We start from the raw sequence: 15,141 nt of genomic DNA, 5'->3' as shown, positions 1-15,141 counted from the left end.
CGACCGGGTAAGTGTTCCGATGCATCAAGTATACACCAGTAGACTTTTGAACCGGCCGACGGTGCCGCACGTGGTGGCGGGCTCATCAGTTCACCGAGCGGACGGTTCCGCCGTTCCACGCGCGGAGCGGTGCGGCTGATCCAGCCCGCGAGTGGGCCGGCGAGGTGGACGACCGCCCGTCGGACGAACATGTATGTCGAAGCGGCCCCGAGCCGAAGGCTTTGCCGGCGATCGGCGGGAGCGCGTCGCCGGGAAGGCCCGCCGGCGTGCGCGGGGCGGTCAGGACGCCTTCAGGTTCCGGGCGCCCGACGGAGTGATCACCAGCAGCAGGACACCGAGGCCGAGCAGGGCGAAGATGATGGTGTGCAGGCCGCTGTCCGTCGCCCGGTCGCCGTAGGACAGGCTGATCAGGCTGGAGGACAGGACGGCGCCCAGGTAGGTGAAGGTGCGCATGAGCCCGGCCGCGACACCCACCGCTTCGGCGGGTGCCTGCCGGTACAGCGCGGCCTGGTTCCCGATCACTCCGAGGCCCGAGACAACCCCGAACACCAGGGTGACCAGGACCAGGGCCCAGACCGGGGTGGTCGAGGTGAACAGGAGCAGTCCGGCCGGACCGACGACCGCCGCGACGGCGGTGCAGTACAGGGCGGGACGGACCAGGTCGCGGCGGGCGAAGGGGACGGAGACCAGCGCGGCGAACACGGACATCGGGAGGATCAGCAGGCCCACGCCGATCGCGGACAGACCCCGCGTCTCCTGGAGCCACTGGGTGAGGCCGTACAGGATGCAGTAGTTGAGCAGGAAGGTGAGGCAGACACGCAGGTAGGTGGCGCTGAGCGCCTTGTTCCTGGCGAGCATCCGCACATCGACGAACGGATCGGCCGTCCTGCGCTCCCACAGCACCAGGGCGACGAGCAGGACCACCAGGAGCGTGCAGAGCCACCACCGCGGGTGGTGCAGGTCGTTCAGGAAGAACAGCAGGGACGCGATGGTGCCGGCGAAGAGGATCATGCCGGGGGCGTCCAGGCGGCTCCCGGGCACGCCCTGTGCGGCCCGCTCGGCGCGGGGCGGGTCGCGGGGCACCCAGAGGAGGGTCATCACCACGCCGATCACGACCAGCGGGACGTTGACGAGGAAGGTGACGCGCCAGCCGGCGGCCGCCGCCAGCAGGCCGCCGAGCGGAAGTCCCAGGGCCGAGGTGACCTGGGCCGCGACGGCCAGCGCGCCGAGGGTTCCGCCGGTCTGCGCCGATTCGTGCTCGGCGGCCCACCGCCGCACGATGACCATCGCCGTGGGGTAGCCGGCCGATGTGCCCACGCCGATGACGACGCGGGCGGCGATCAGGGTCGGCAGGTTCGCCGCCACGGTGCCCAGCGCGCCGCCGATGCCGACCAGGATCAGGCCCGTCACGAAGACGCGGCGCGGGCCGAGGCGCTGAGCCAGGCGCCCCATGGTGGGCTGGCCGATCGCGCTGGCCAGGTAGAGGGTCGACACCAGCCAGATGGTGGACGCCGCCCCGGCGTGGAAGGTGTGCCCGATGGCGATCAGCGTCGTGGCGATGATCGAGCTGTTGATCGGGTTGAGGGACGAACCGAGCATGAGGGGGACGGTGAACCGCCAGCCGGGAGACGCGGCTTCCCCGGCTCGGCCCCGCCACCCCTCCGCTCTTCCGGCCGCATCGCGGCCCGTCGTTGCTTCGCGCTGTTCCATGACGAAAACTGTACAGGCAACCTGAACAGGTTGCCTTAACACTTTGAGTGGAGGTGAGGTGTGTCACCGCTGGGCGAACGGGCGGGCGCCCCAAGGCGGTCGTCGCCGGAAAACACGGCTCTCACGCCTGCCCTGCCGCCGAGTCCTTCAGGTAACCTGTATGGTTTTCGGGTGGAAGCCGAAGAACCCCTGACATCAGATCTGGCGCTGCAGCTCGTGCGCTCCATGGATCGGCTGCGTGCCCGTATCCGCTCGGAGACGGGTATGAACACGGGCCCCTGGAGCCGCAGCCAGCTCGCCGCGCTGTACCGCGTGGTGACCGGGCCGCCCGCGACCACGAGCGATCTCGCGGCGGCCGAATACATGAAGCCTCAGTCGATGGCTCAGACCCTGGCCGCGCTGGAGAAGAACGGCCTGGTCACACGCGCTCCGGATCCCACTGACGGCCGACGGGTGCTCTTCTCGGCGACACGGCGGGGCCGGGAGGAGGCGGACCGCTGGCTCCGGGCCCGCGAGAGCTGGCTCGCCTCCGCCATCGAGGTGGCCCTCACCCGGGATGAGCGCTCGGACCTCACCGCTCTCGTGCGGATGCTGGAGCGGCTGGCCGACTCCGACACCGGGCCGTCGCCCCGCCGTGACCCCGGGAGCGCGGCGGGCGAGACCCGTCACAGGCCCTGACGCCAACTCCCCCATGGACATGGCAGGCTTCGGGGACGTCCGAGCGGCGCCGTGAACGCGGGAGGCTCACTCCGGGCCTCGGAAGGTGTGCGTGCACGCGACCGGAGGGGTCCGCCGGCCGCCGCCGGAGGCGCCGTGCCTCCGTACCGCTCAGGTGCCGGGCTCGGTGGTGGCCCGCTCGATGTCGTACAGCTCCTCGAAACCGGCGAGTTGCTGCAACCCCTCGTAGACGGCGAAGGACTCGGCCGCCGGGCGGGGGCTCGGCAGTCCCGCGCGCTGCGCCTCGTAGGCCTCGCGCAACGCGGTGAAGGCGGCCGCCTGTCCGGTGACGGGATCGATGACCATCGCGTACCCGAGCTCGGCCCACTCCTCGGGCGTGTGGAGGTCGAAGGAGGTCAGAAGAGCCACCGGACCGGACAGCAGGCGGGGCGCGGCGGCCCGCTGCCCGTCGGTCTCCGGCAGGAGCATGACGGCGTCGGCGCCGGCGGAGAAGTACGCCTCGCAGCGCTCGACGGCCGCGTCGAAACTCTCGTTCCGCACCGCCCCGGTACGGGCGATGAGCAGCAGGTCCGGGTCGCGCCGGGCCGCCACCGCGGCACGCAGTTTGCCCGTCATCTCCTCCAACGGGACCAGGTGCTCCACGTGGCGGTGGTGGCTGGCCCGCTTGGGAGCGACCTGGTCCTCCAGCTCGATGGCGTGGACACCCGCGGCCTCCAGCTCCCACACCATGCGGGTCGTGTGCACGGCGTCGCCGAAGCCCACTCCGCCGTCCACGACGAGGGGCAGGGCGGAACGTCTGCGGATCGCGGCCGCCGCCCGGGCGAGTTCCGTGACCGAGAGGAGTGCCTCGGAGATCGCGAGCGACAGGCCGAGGCCACCGCCACCGAGGTATCCCCCGTCGAAGCCGAGCTGTTCACACAGGCGCGCGGTCAGGGCGTCCGGACAGTGCGGGATCATCAGCGGCCCCCCGGTCTCCACCCGTCGTCTGAACTCCGCACGTGCCAAGTCGTTCATTCTTCTCTCCCGTTCTCTTCCCGCGTCCTGTCCGCCCGGGCCGGGGACCCGGCGGTTCCCGGCCGGGTTCTCCTTCGGTCAGGCACCCGCTTCACATGTATACAACTGTAGACTTGTCTCGCGGGTTTGACTACACTCGTGGCCAGGAAGAGCGTTCCGTCCCATCGAGGCCCTCGACACGGATGTCGATGACCTCACCGCTGGGCCCGTAAGGACGCCGACCGGCCCGCTGGAGGCCTCACGCCGTGGGAGCCGGCCCCGTCGGGGGCACCGACCGGCGGCATCCGCGAGCGAGGCCCGCAGCACGCCGCGGCACCACCAGCTCCCGGTCCAGGCAGGCGGTGGCGGTGCACCGCGAACGCCACGGGCCGAAGACCTCGGAAGTCTCGCGCCCCACCATCTCTGCGAGGAGCAAGCCATGACGGATCAACGACCGCTCGACGGCCGGGTGGCCATCGTGACCGGCGCCGGCCGGGGCATCGGCCGCGGCGAGGCCGTCGCGCTGGCGGCCGCCGGCGCGAAGGTCGTCGTCAACGACGTCGGCAACGGCGCCGACGGACAGGGAGCCTCCCCGGGTCCCGCCGACGAGGTCGTCGGGCACATCCGCTCCCAGGGCGGCGAGGCCGTGGCCTGCTACGAGTCGGTGGCGGACTGGGAGGGCGCGGCCCGGGTGGTCGCCACCGCCGTCGAACACTTCGGCCGCCTGGACGTCCTGGTGAACAACGCCGGCATCGTCCGGCAGCACAAGATCGAGGAGGTGACGGAGGAGGACTTCGACCTGACCGTCGACGTCAACCTCAAGGGCACGTTCGCGATGTGCCGCGCCGCGGTCCCCGTGATGCGGGAGCACGGCGGTGGACGCGTCATCAACACCTGTTCCAACCAGTGGGCGGCGCCGATCGGCAACCCCGAGTACGCCGCGTCGAAGGGAGGCGTCGTCAGCCTCACCTACGAACTGGCGTGGGAGCTCGACGACGACGGCATCACCGTCAACGCCATCGCCCCGTTCGCCCTGACCCGGATGACGCGGGACGCCCAGCAGCGGGATGCCGCGCTCGTGGCCGCCGGCGCGGTGAGCGAGCGCCGGATGAAGGCGAAGGAGGCACGGGCCGACGCCGGTATGGTCGCGCCGATCGTCGTCTACCTGGCCTCCGACGCCGCCGCCGAGGTGACCGGTTGCGTCTTCCGCGCCGGCGGGGGCAAGGTCGGGCTCTACAGCCACCCGGTCGAGACACGGACGGTCTTCCGTGACGAGCACGACGGCCCGTGGTCGTTCGGCGAACTCGCCGACCTGCTTCCGCGGACCGTCCTCTCCCAGGGCACCAAGGCCCCGCACATCCTCTGACGCCGCCTCTCCGGCGTCTCCCACGAGAGGTGCCGCCGATCACCCAGCGCAGGCGTCGCCCCCCCTCGCGTCGCCGGTTCGCTCACCGGACGCGCAAGGGCCGGCACCCTGCCACTGGCCGGGTGCCGGCCCTCAGACGGCTGCGGCTGCTCAGACCTGCGCGGCGAGCCACCCGCCGTCGACGCTGAGGATCTGCCCGGTGACGAAGGAACTCGCCGGCGAGGCGAAGAAGAGCACGGCCTGGGCGACGTCGTCCGGGCGCCCCATCCGGCCGAGCGCGTACTGACCGGTCAGGACCTTCTCCAGGCCCGGGTCGGCGAAGATGCCCGCCGACATGTCGGTGTCGGTCACCGCCGGGCGCACGGCGTTGACCCGTACGCCCCTGCCGCCCCATTCGGCGGCCAGTGAGCGGGTGACGGCGTCGACGGCGCCCTTGGTCGCCGCGTACAGGCTCTGGTTCGGCATGCTGCGCACGCTGCCGATGTCGGAGGAGACGTTGACGATGCTGCCGCCGCCGCGGGAGGCCATGTGCGCGGCGGCCAGGCCGCCCAGCAGCAGCGGGGTGCGGGCGTTGAGCGCCCACAGGCCGTCGGCCTCGGCGGGCGTCAGTTCGTGGCTGGCGGTGAAGTTCTCCGCGGCGGCGTTGTTGACGAGGACGTCCACCCGGCCGAAGCGGCCGAGGACGCTCTCCATCACCTGTCCCGGGGCCTCCGGCAGACTCAGGTCCGCCACCACGACCTCGGTCTCCGAGGGGAGTTCACGGGCGGTGCGCGCCAGGGTCTCCTCGGTACGGCCGACCAGCGCGAGCCGGGCTCCGGCGCGGGCCAGCAGTGCGGCGACGGCGGCTCCGATGCCCCGTCCGCCGCCGGTCACGATCGCCACCGTGCCGTCGAGCGGACGGGCGGGCAGGCCCTGGGGCTGTTCACTCATGAGGTGTCTCGTCCTTCTGTGCGGTGTGTGGCGGGCGCCGGTAGGCGCCGTACCACCAGATCTGTCCCAGCTCGCGGGCGAAGGCGGCGTCACCGCCGCCGTCGTCCACGCGGATGTGGTGGGCGATCGCCTGCGCGCCGCCCCACACGATGACGCGGCTCGCCGCCGCGGGGTCGAGTCCGGGCGTCGTCGCCCGCGCCCGCTGCTGCCCGGCGAGCGTGTCGTACACGGCCTGTTCGAACTCCTCCAGGTCCGCGGTGTAGAAGTCGTTGACGGCCGCGTCGTACGCCGCCAGCTCCCGCAGCGCCGACAGGACCGCGTAGTGGTCCCGGTGGATCGCGATGACGTCGCGGAAGAACCGCGCGAACCGCTCCGCGCCGTCCTCGCCTGCGGCCGGGTCCCAGCCCCGGGCCAGCTCCAGCAGGCGCCGGCGCAGCCCGTCGGTCAGGGCGATCAGCAGCTCCGACTTGTCGCCGAAGCACGTGTAGAAGGTGGCGCGGGCGACGCCGGCCTCCTCGATGATCTCCCGGACGCTGATCTCGGTGAAGACCCGTCCCGCCCGCAGGAGCCGTTCCAGCGCCTCGGTGAGCTGCCGTGCGGCCGGGGGCCTGCTGCCGGGCCCGGCGCGGCGCGGCCGGGTGATGGACGCCATGGCGGTACTCCTCTCCCGGCCCGTCTCAGCGGACGGTGGACTGTTCGCCGATCTCCATGAGCACGCGCGCGAACTCCCGCGGGTGGGAGTGGAAGGGCGCGTGGTGGCCGGGGACCCGGCGGACGAAGTCGGCGCGGGCGGCCATCCGCTCCGCGACCGTCGCGGTGAGGGAGACGTCGTTCTCCGGAACGACGTAGGTGGTGGGGACGGTGCGCCAGCCGGCCCGGGTGACGGTCTCGAAGTCGGCGCGCACCGTCTGCGGCACCAGGCGCGCCACGGCCTCCTTGGTCTCCGGGCTGTCCGGGTCGCCGTCGTAGAAGGCGGCGGGGAGGTTGAGGTCCGGGTTCTCCGGGGGCCGCAGGCCCGCGAGGGAGTCCGGCACCGGCACGCCGTGGCTCTGGAACATGCCCTCGCCCACGTCGAGCAGGTAGGCCGCCACGTAGACGGCGTGCACCACGCCGGACGCGTCGGCCAGTGCCTCGGTGAGCGGGACGCCGCCGTAGGAGTGGGCGACGGCGATCACCGGACCGGGTGTGCCGGCGAGGGCCTCTCGGATCACCTCGGCGTCGTCGTACATGCCCGGCAGCGGCTCGGCCGGGGCGCTCTGCTCCACGGCGCTGCGCAGGCTCACCGTGCGGCTGCGCCATCCGTGCGCGTCGAGGACCGCGCGGAGCCGGTCGTAGACCCAGGGGCCGTGGTGGCCGCCGGGTACGAGGAGGAAGGTGGGACGGGACTGGTCGGCCGGCTCGGGCAAGGCAACTCCTGACTTCACCGCACTCGCGTGCCGGCGCACATGCCGGGCGAGGCTGGACGGCGCCCTCGGCGCCCTGGGGACATCCGGCCCGTTCCGGGCCGTCCACGGAAGCATACATGTGTTCTGGACACCTTGTCTGAACACCATGTGTGGACACCCCGCGTGCAGACTGTGTCTGGATGCGGGTGCACGTGCTTCAGACCGGCCCCTCCGGAAACGTCCGAGCGCCCTCACACATGGCAGGACATGTGTGAGGGCGCTCAGGTCCCCGGCCCCAGGTCTCGTGTCAGCGGGCGGAGTGCGGACCGCCGGTGCAGTCCAGGGCGGTGAGGTCCACCGCGTCGGCCATCGCCTGCATCCCCTTGTCGTTGGGGTGCAGATGGTCGCCGCCGTCGAGGAAGGGCAGGATGCGCTCGGGGTCGTACGGACTGCGCAGGACGCGGTCGAAGTCGGTCACCGCGTCGAAGTCGCCGCTGTCGCGGAGGAAGGCGTTGACCTCCTGACGTACCGACTCCGCGGCCTGGTCCCACTCGCCCCAGCCCTTGAACGGCCCGACGGTCGCACCGACCACGCACTTCCCGGCGGCGTGCGCCCGCGCGGCGATCTCGCGGTACCCGGCGATCATGTCGGCGGCCGTGACCCCGGTGTGCGCCTTGATGTCGTTGACGCCCTCGAAGAGGAAGACGGTCCGCACCCCCGGCTGGGACAGCACGTCACGGTCCAGCCGGTTGCGGGCGCTCTGCCCGGCCCCGTCGGCCAGCACCTTGTTGCCGGAGATGCCCTCGTTTGCCACCCCCTGGACTCCGGTGTGCGCCTGCCCCAGGCGGCGGGCGAGGTAGTCGGGCCAGCGGCGGTTCAGGTCGGTGCTCGAGTGCCAGCCGTCGGTGATGGAGTCGCCGAGCGCGACGACCGCGGCGGTGCGCGGAGCGGTCCGTACGGAGACGGAGTCCAGGTAGAACCAGGAACCGGTGGTGCTCGTCCAGTGGCCGGCGCCCTCCTCGGCGGTGTGGTCGCCCTGCGTGGTGTACGAGGTCTGCATCGCCATGCCGTGCCCGGTGGCCGGACCGGCCGCGTCCGGGCTGTGCAGGCTGACGACCAGGTCGGTGCCGGCGGGCAGCCGGCCGGGCAGCGGGTCGCTGAGCACGGTCCGCCCGGCCGGGACGGTGACCGTGGCCGCGCCGCCGAAGGCCAGCCTGCGGTTGCTGCCGGGGCGCAGGGCGGCGCCCGACTCCTGGACACCGGCCCAGACGCTGTCGAAGGTCAGCGGACGGTCGCCGAAGGCGTTGCTCAGCCGGATCCGCGGGGCGCTCCCGGCCACGCTGGTGTGCACGACGAGCCGGTACGCGCGGTCGGGCACACCGCTGCCGAGACGGTCGGCGCTCGCTCCCCAGGTCACCACCTCGTGCGACCGCGCACCGGACGCGGCCCGGACGGAGACGGCGTGCCCGGAGGCGGCTCGCAAGGACTCCGCCTGCCCGGGGGCCCGCTGCGCGCCGGTGCTCTGCGCGAGCACGGGCCGTACGGAGGCGGCGCGCGCGGCGGCGCCCGCGGGCGCGGCGGCGTCGAAGGCCCTGGGCGGCGCGGCGGTCGTGCCGTTCGTGGCGGTGGCGGTGGCGGCCGCCGCGGTCAGGAGTACGGCGGCCAGGGCGGCCGCCCGGGTGAGCTGGTCCCTCATCGGTCGAATCCCTTCAGCGTGACGGACCTTCCCGGTTCCAGGGCGACCGCGCGCAAGGTGCCGCCGTGGGCCACCGTAGTGGCGTGGCCCCCGGTGCTGTGGATCCGCACCGACACCGGCGTGCCGTCCTTCCAGCGCAGGTCGACGGTGAACCCGCCGCGCACGGGAACGCCGGTGACCTCGCCGGAGGCCGCCCACGCGGCGGGCAGCGCCGGGAGCAGCTCGATGTGACCGGGGCGCGCGTACAGCAGCATCTCGACGACCGCCGCCGGGGTGCCGAAGTTGGCGTCGATCTGGAAGATGCCCCGGCCCGGCCCGGTCTCGTAGATGTCGAAGAGGTTGAAGGCCGTGCCGTTGCCGCCGCCGGTGGAGGGGCGAAGGTTGTTGACGACCAGCCGGTAGGCCTTCTCGGCGTTCTTCAGCCGGGCCCAGCACAGGGCCCGCCAGGCGTTGGCCCAGCCGAAGCTCTCCGTGCCGCGCGCGGTGAGCAGGGCACTCGCTCCGTCGACGATGTCCTTCGGGGTGGAGCCGTCGGGGCGGATCCGGTCGCCGGGGAAGAGGCCGACGAGCGGGGACAGGTGGCGGTGGGTGGTCTCGCCGAGGTTGTCCGGCGACATCCACTCCTCCAGCCAGCCCGTCTTCGGGCTCACCCGGGGCAGGTACAGCCGCTCGCGCAGCGCGCCGATCCGCTCCGCGTGGGCGGTGTCCTTCTTCAGCTCGGCGCAGGCGGTCTGGTAGTTGCCGAAGAGCGCCCACACCAGTTCCTGGGCGTAGGTGATGCCCTTGGCGTCCAGCGGGCCGTGCTCGGGCGACCAGTCGCTGTCGGCGACGAGCACGTCCTCGGTGGAGCCGGGCAGGGTGGTGGTGACCAGCCGGGCCTCCCAGAACTCGCAGGCGCCCTTGAGCAGCGGGTGGATCTTCTCCAGGTGGGCGCGGGAGAGGGTGTACTCGTAGTGCTCGAAGAGGCTGTTGCACAGCCAGGCGTTGCCCGCCGGGTGCCACCACCAGCCGCCCCCGCCGTACGGGTTGGTGGAGATGGCGACGGTCCATCCCGCGTTCTTGCCGCTGGAGTTGCGGTACCGGTTGCGCGGGTCGCCGAAGAGCCGGCGGGTCAGGTCGGTCCACGCCGGGAGCTGGGCGAGGCAGTAGTCGGTGAGGGCGTCGAAGCAGGGGGACAGGGCGGTCCGGTCGGCCATCCAGTAGTTCATCTGGAGGTTGATGTCGGTGTGGTAGTCGCCCATCCAGTCCGGGTCGTTGCCGTCGAGCCACAGGCCCTGCAGGCCCAGCGGGAGGCTGCCCCGGGACCCGGAGATCATCAGGTAGCGGCCGAACTGGACGTAGGCCGCCTCCAGTTCGGGATCGGGGACGCCGCTCTGCGCGCGGTGGCGGACGCGCTCCCAGGTGTCGAGGGAGCGCTGCTGCGCGGTGGAGGTGCCGAGGTCGAGGGCGAAGGCGTCGTACAGGGCGCGGTGGTCGGCGGTGTGGGTGCGGCGCAGGACGGCGGCCGGGTGCGAGGCGGCCGCGCGCACCTTCGTCCGGGCGAGCTGTTCGGGGTCGAGGGAGGGGTCGCGGTACGCGGTCCGGGCGTCGGGGGTGTAGTTGGTACCGCCGCTGAGCACGACGGTGAGGTCGGGGCAGCCGGTGAAGTCGACGCGGTCGCCGTGCACGCGTACCCGGCCGCCGCCGCTCGTGTACGCGGTGACGGCCGCGCCGTAGCGCAGTCCGTTGGGGAAGGCACCGCCGAAGGAGACCGCCGGGGCCTCGCCGTGGGTGCCTTCCAGGGTGACGGTGCCGGTGTGGTGGCCGCCCCCGCTCTGGGTGAGGTGCACGACGATCACGTCGTCGGGACGGCTGGCGAAGACCTCCCGGCGGTAGGTGACGCCCGAGCGTACGTAGGAGGTGGTGATCAGTCCCTGGGCGAGGTCGAGGGTGCGGCGGTAGCCGTGGACGGCGGAGAGGTCGTGGCCGGGGAGGGCGACGGTGAGGCGGGCGAGGAGGGTGAGGGAGCCGAAGTCGTCGCGGCCGTAGGGGAACTGGCCGTCGGCGTCGAGGCTGTCGTTGAGGCCGCCGGTCCACATCGTGGCGTCGGTGACGAGGAGCAGTTCACGGGCCGGGTCGTTGCCCGCGAGGGCGCCGAGCCGTCCGTTGCCGACGGGCAGGCCCTGTCCGATCATCGAGTGCTCGTCGGCGGGAGCCTGCCACCAGAGGGTGTGCCGCGCGTCCCCGGGGGCGCCGGACGTCTCCGCGGTGGCGGGCGGGCGCCGGGGGGCCGCCGAGGCGGTGAAGGCGGGCAGGGCACCGAGGGCGGCTCCGGCGAGGGAGGCGGTCGCGGCGGCGGACAGGAAGGCTCTTCTGCTGGGGGCGGAGGCTGCGCGCGCTCGGGGTGACTCGGGCGGGCGGGGCTGGGCGGGGGGCATGGCGGCTCCTGGGTCGGGGCGGGTCCCGGCCGGGACGGGGTCCGGCCGGGGCCTACGGGGTTCGCCGGGACGCGGTGCGGCTGGAACCGGGGTTCGGCAGGGACCGCGACCGCGTCAGGGCGACTTCGGTACGTCGATCCGGTCGATGTCCGGGGCGTAGTCGGAACCGCTGTCGAAGGTGAGGGTGTTGGTGCCGGCCTTCAGCACCACGGGGACGGTGACGGTGGCGACGGTGCCCCAGTCGCCGGTGGCGGGGAACGTGTGGCGGACGGCGCCGCCGTCGTTCGCCAGGACGGAGGCGGAGCGGGCGTCGCCGCTGACGTAGGCGACCTTCACCTGGTAGGTGCCCGCCTTGCCGACGACGACGTCGTTGACGGTGAGCTTGCCGCCCAGGTAGAGGTTGCCGACCTTCTTGCCGCCGGAGCAGGCGGAGCAGTCGGCGACGGAGGCGCTGCCGCTCAGGGTGTTCGTGCTCGCCTCGGCCTCGTGAGCGGTGTAGGTGACGGGGGTGGTGCCGCGCGGGGTGAGGGTGAACAGCCGGGAGCCGTGCGCGGGCAGGGCCTCGGTCACCTTGTCGCGGTGGGTGCCGAGGTTCTCGTGGTTCCACAGGTCGCGCACGGCGGCCCGGCCGGTGAAGCCGAGGGCGGAGAAGTCGGCGGTGACGGCGGCGGGGGCGTCGGCCAGGTTGAACAGGGCGACGGTGTAGGTGCCGTCGGGGTTCTCGGCCGCCCAGACCTGCTGCGGGTCGGCGGGGGTGACGGGGTGTGCGGGCGGGGCGCTGCTCTGGTCGACGGCGATGACCTCGCGGTTGGTGAGCAGGGACAGGCCGTAGGAGTCGAGGCGGGTGAGGTCGTCGCCGGTGTAGAGGGGGGACTTGGCGATGGCCCACAGGGTGGCGTAGGTCTGCCGTTCGGCGTCGGTCAGGCCGTCCATGCGGCCGTTGCCGACGTCGAGGGAGTCGAGGTCGTTCCAGCCGCCGGGCCCGGCGTGGCGGGTCCAGGCGGGGGTGTCGGCGAAGCGGTCGTCGACGGAGTTCTCCCAGCTGACCAGGGTGTTGCAGTAGCACTCGACGTCGGTGTCGATGCGCCAGCCGTTGGAGTACTTCTTCCAGTCGGCGGCGTGTCCGATGTCCAGGGACCAGGAGATCTCCAGGTGGACCGGGCGTCCGGTGGCGGCGATGGCCTGGTGCCAGGCGGCCACGTCGGCGACGTTGTCGTACTGGTCGCCGCCCTTGCCGGAGCCGGGGCCCACGCCGTCCAGCTTGAGGAAGTCGTAGCCCCAGTCGGCGAGCAGCCGGGCCTGGGAGTCGACGTACTTCTGGGTGCAGGGGCGGGAGAAGTCGAGCTTGTAGGCGCTGTCCCAGCCGTTGGTGGTGCGCAGGTCGCCGTAGACGATGTCGGCGGTGGTGCAGCCGTCGGCGTGCCAGATCGGGGACTTCCCGCCGTTGTAGGCCTCCTTCTCCAGGCCGGCGGGCAGGTAGATGCCTGCCTTGAGGCCCTTGGCGTGGATGGCGTCGGCGACGGCCTTCATGCCGTGCGGGAAGCGGACCGGGTCGGCCTGCTGGCGGGCGTACCGGTCGAACCCGGGTTTCCAGGTGTTGTCGCGCCACCAGCCGGCGTCGATGTTGACGTGGTCGTAGCCGTACTTCTTCAGCTTGGCGGCCAGGGCGCCGGTCTGTTTGAGGACGTTGGCCTCGGTGAGGTAGCTGTAGTCGCCGTCGGGGTTGAGGCCGGGGTACTTCGAGGACTGCATGCTCCAGCTGGACCAGCCCATGTAGGGCTTGGCGGCCAGGGCGGGGGCGGTGGCGCTGTCGGTGTGCGCGGCCGGGGTGGCGTGTGCGGGTGCGGCCGGGGCGGTGGTGTGCGCGTGTGCCGTCTGGGAGCCGGTGTGCGCGTGTGCCGCCTGGGTGGTCGTCGCCAGGCCCGCGGCGAGGGCCAGGACGACCACGGCTCTCAGGCCGCGTGCGGGCAGGGCGGGGTACGAGGATGACCGCATGGGTCGTGCCTCCTGAAGGGGATCGGGGGGGACTCGGTGGTGTCCTTGGGTGCCCGGGGCGGCTCAGCCCTTGCCCGAGCCGATGGTGAGTCCGCTGATGAACTGGCGCTGGAGCGCGAAGTACACCAGCAGCGTGGGGATCGCGGTCATCAGCGCGCCCGCCGCGATCAGGTTGGGGTTGGTGAAGTACTGGCCCTGGAGGTTGGCCAGCGCCGAGGTGACGGGGCGCTTGTCACCGGTCTCGATGAGGGTGAGCGGCCAGAAGAAGTCGTTGTAGATCCAGATGGACTCGAGCGTGGCGAGCGCGGCGAACGCCGGCCGGCACAGCGGGAGGATGATCTGGAAGAACTGCCGCCACACGGGCGCGCCGTCGACGAGGGCGGCCTCGGAGATCTCCTTGGGGATCGTCTTCATGTAGTTGCTGAGGACGAAGGTGCAGAAGCCGCACTGGTAGGCGATGTGGATGACGACGATGCCCCAGACGGAGTTGTACAGCAGCAGCGAGTCGCTCATCCACGCGGGCAGCGGGATCTGGAGGTAGAGCCGGTACAGCGGGGTGATGAGGACCTGGGCGGGCAGCAGGTTGCCCGCGGTGAACAGCATCAGCAGCGCGAGGTTGAGCCGGAAGTCGAAGCGGGTGACGAAGAAGGCGACGGCGGCGGAGAAGAGCAGCGTGCCGAGGACGGCGGGGACGGTGATGAGGACGGAGTTGAGGAAGAAGTGCGGCATGCCGGACTGGGTCCAGGCGTCGGTGAAGTTGCCCGGACCGAAGCTGTGCGGCAGCGAGAAGTAGCCGTGGCGCGCGGTGTCGTCGTAGGAGCGCAGCGAGGTGTACACGGCCCACAGCAGCGGGACGAGCCACAGCACGGAGACGGTGCCGAGCAGGAGGTGGCGGCCGGTGTCGCGGGGCGGGCGGGTGCGGGCGCCGGGCGGGCCGGTCCGCCGGGCCGGACGGTTGCGGGTGCCGGTGCGCGTGCGGGTCCGGGTGTGCGCGTGTGGGCCGGGGGCGGTCGTCGTCATGTGTCCTCCTTGCGGAAGGTCTGCACGAGGAACGCGCCGATCGCGGCCAGGGAGACCAGCAGCAGTACGACGGCGAGCGCGGAGCCGTAGCCGACGTGGCCGGACTCGCCGATGATGTTGTCGGTGATGAGCAGGGACAGCAGTTCCATGCCCGGCTTGCTGCCGGTGCCGCCGCCGAGGACGTAGACGATGTCGAAGGCGCGCAGCGACTCCATGACGGTGACGACGACGATGATGACGTTGACCGGCTTGAGCGCGGGCAGCACGATGCGGAAGAAGGTCTGCCGGCCGCTCGCGCCGTCGAGGGCGGCGGCCTCCTTGAGGGCCGGGTCGAAGCTCTTCAGGCCGGCCAGGTAGAGGATCATGATGTAGCCGGTGTGCCGCCAGGCGGAGGCGACGAGCACGGCCCACAGGTTGAGGCCGGGGTCGCCGAGCCAGTCGATGTGGTGGGAGGAACCGGCCGCGCCCAGGAGGCTGTTGAGCAGCCCGGTGTCCGGGTTGTAGATGATCTCCCAGATGAAGCCGACGACGGCCAGGGAGAGCACCATCGGCAGGAAGATCGCGGTCTGGTAGAAGCGGGTGAACCGTATCTTCTTGTCGAGCTGGTAGGCGAGGAAGACCCCGAAGGGTGTGGGCAGCAGCGCCGTGAAGAGCAGCCAGAGCACGTTGTGCTCGACGGCGGGCCAGAAGGGCGGGTAGTTGGTGAGGATCTCGGTGTAGTTGCCGAGGCCGGTCCAGTGGATGCCGGACAGGTCGAGGCCGTCCCACGTGGTGAAGGACAGGGCGACGGAGGCGAGCGCGGGCAGCCAGACGAAGACCAGGAGGGCGGCGAGCGGCAGGCCGATGACGGCCGCCAGGAAGAGGCGGTCACCGCGGCCGAGGCGGGAGGAGGGGGCGGAGCGGGAGCTGTCTCTTATACACATCTGACGCTGCCGACGACCCCTTACGTGT

At 72.1% G+C, this 15,141-nt stretch carries 12 protein-coding genes; 2 read left to right on the top strand and 10 right to left on the bottom strand.

Features of this window, described 5'->3' with window-relative positions:
• Positions 1-279 precede the first annotated feature (279 nt).
• Entirely contained in the window at positions 280-1,599 is a 1,320-nt protein-coding gene (locus IG64_RS32870; RefSeq protein ID WP_037863037.1) for an MFS transporter, read from the bottom strand.
• A gap of 282 nt (positions 1,600-1,881) precedes the next feature.
• Here IG64_RS32870 and IG64_RS32865 point away from each other — a divergent pair, with 282 nt between their 5' ends.
• The gene (locus IG64_RS32865; protein ID WP_234438687.1) at positions 1,882-2,388 is read left to right on the top strand and encodes a MarR family winged helix-turn-helix transcriptional regulator; all 507 of its coding nucleotides are present in this window, start codon (positions 1,882-1,884) and stop codon (positions 2,386-2,388) included.
• A gap of 150 nt (positions 2,389-2,538) precedes the next feature.
• Here IG64_RS32865 and IG64_RS32860 read toward each other — a convergent pair whose 3' ends face one another.
• A complete protein-coding gene (locus IG64_RS32860; protein ID WP_037863036.1) occupies positions 2,539-3,402 on the bottom strand; it encodes an isocitrate lyase/PEP mutase family protein in 864 nt (287 codons plus the stop codon).
• A gap of 418 nt (positions 3,403-3,820) precedes the next feature.
• On the opposite strand from IG64_RS32860, the gene IG64_RS32855 reads away from it, so the two are divergent.
• Positions 3,821-4,747, top strand: a complete 927-nt coding sequence (locus tag IG64_RS32855; protein ID WP_037863034.1) for an SDR family NAD(P)-dependent oxidoreductase — start codon at positions 3,821-3,823, stop codon at positions 4,745-4,747.
• A gap of 150 nt (positions 4,748-4,897) precedes the next feature.
• Here IG64_RS32855 and IG64_RS32850 read toward each other — a convergent pair whose 3' ends face one another.
• The 8 genes from IG64_RS32850 to IG64_RS32815 form a co-directional block, all read right to left on the bottom strand.
• Entirely contained in the window at positions 4,898-5,677 is a 780-nt protein-coding gene (locus tag IG64_RS32850) for an SDR family NAD(P)-dependent oxidoreductase (protein WP_051813596.1), read from the bottom strand.
• Entirely contained in the window at positions 5,670-6,329 is a 660-nt protein-coding gene (locus IG64_RS32845) for a TetR/AcrR family transcriptional regulator (RefSeq protein WP_107474424.1), read from the bottom strand. The genes IG64_RS32850 and IG64_RS32845 overlap by 8 nt, the downstream gene beginning before the upstream one ends.
• 25 nt (positions 6,330-6,354) lie before the next feature.
• Positions 6,355-7,083 (bottom strand): alpha/beta hydrolase, encoded by a 729-nt coding sequence (locus tag IG64_RS32840; protein WP_037863032.1) that lies wholly within the window; start codon positions 7,081-7,083, stop codon positions 6,355-6,357.
• 286 nt (positions 7,084-7,369) lie between these two features.
• Complete coding sequence (locus IG64_RS32835) at positions 7,370-8,758, bottom strand: SGNH/GDSL hydrolase family protein (RefSeq protein ID WP_037863029.1); 1,389 nt, start codon at positions 8,756-8,758, stop codon at positions 7,370-7,372.
• Positions 8,755-11,175, bottom strand: a complete 2,421-nt coding sequence (locus IG64_RS32830; RefSeq protein WP_051813594.1) for a glycosyl hydrolase family 95 catalytic domain-containing protein — start codon at positions 11,173-11,175, stop codon at positions 8,755-8,757. The genes IG64_RS32835 and IG64_RS32830 overlap by 4 nt, the downstream gene beginning before the upstream one ends.
• A gap of 114 nt (positions 11,176-11,289) precedes the next feature.
• Positions 11,290-13,170 carry an alpha-galactosidase D gene (locus tag IG64_RS32825; RefSeq protein WP_037863027.1) on the bottom strand — a complete coding sequence of 627 codons (1,881 nt, stop codon included), beginning with the start codon at positions 13,168-13,170 and terminating at the stop codon, positions 11,290-11,292.
• 63 nt (positions 13,171-13,233) lie between these two features.
• Positions 13,234-14,190 carry a carbohydrate ABC transporter permease gene (locus IG64_RS32820; RefSeq protein WP_037863023.1) on the bottom strand — a complete coding sequence of 319 codons (957 nt, stop codon included), beginning with the start codon at positions 14,188-14,190 and terminating at the stop codon, positions 13,234-13,236.
• The gene (locus IG64_RS32815; RefSeq protein WP_051813592.1) at positions 14,187-15,113 is read right to left on the bottom strand and encodes a carbohydrate ABC transporter permease; all 927 of its coding nucleotides are present in this window, start codon (positions 15,111-15,113) and stop codon (positions 14,187-14,189) included. The genes IG64_RS32820 and IG64_RS32815 overlap by 4 nt, the downstream gene beginning before the upstream one ends.
• Positions 15,114-15,141: the final 28 nt, after the last annotated feature.

This window comes from Streptomyces sp. NRRL S-340 (assembly GCF_000720185.1).
Taxonomy (GTDB): Bacteria; Actinomycetota; Actinomycetes; order Streptomycetales; family Streptomycetaceae; genus Streptomyces.
Note: the sequence above shows the minus strand (reverse complement) of the source record. Positions and strands in the feature narration are given on the sequence as shown.

Excerpts from the sequence above, each read along its gene's own strand:
- IG64_RS32820 (WP_037863023.1), bottom strand. The coding sequence starts at position 14,190 with ATGACGACGACCGCCCCCGGCCCACACGCGCACACCCGGACCCGCACG.
- IG64_RS32850 (WP_051813596.1), bottom strand. The coding sequence starts at position 5,677 with ATGAGTGAACAGCCCCAGGGCCTGCCCGCCCGTCCGCTCGACGGCACG.
- IG64_RS32845 (WP_107474424.1), bottom strand. The coding sequence starts at position 6,329 with ATGGCGTCCATCACCCGGCCGCGCCGCGCCGGGCCCGGCAGCAGGCCC.
- IG64_RS32830 (WP_051813594.1), bottom strand. The coding sequence starts at position 11,175 with ATGCCCCCCGCCCAGCCCCGCCCGCCCGAGTCACCCCGAGCGCGCGCA.
- IG64_RS32815 (WP_051813592.1), bottom strand. The coding sequence starts at position 15,113 with ATGTGTATAAGAGACAGCTCCCGCTCCGCCCCCTCCTCCCGCCTCGGC.
- IG64_RS32835 (WP_037863029.1), bottom strand. The coding sequence starts at position 8,758 with ATGAGGGACCAGCTCACCCGGGCGGCCGCCCTGGCCGCCGTACTCCTG.
- IG64_RS32825 (WP_037863027.1), bottom strand. The coding sequence starts at position 13,170 with ATGCGGTCATCCTCGTACCCCGCCCTGCCCGCACGCGGCCTGAGAGCC.
- IG64_RS32855 (WP_037863034.1), top strand. The coding sequence starts at position 3,821 with ATGACGGATCAACGACCGCTCGACGGCCGGGTGGCCATCGTGACCGGC.
- IG64_RS32860 (WP_037863036.1), bottom strand. The coding sequence starts at position 3,402 with ATGAACGACTTGGCACGTGCGGAGTTCAGACGACGGGTGGAGACCGGG.
- IG64_RS32870 (WP_037863037.1), bottom strand. The coding sequence starts at position 1,599 with ATGCTCGGTTCGTCCCTCAACCCGATCAACAGCTCGATCATCGCCACG.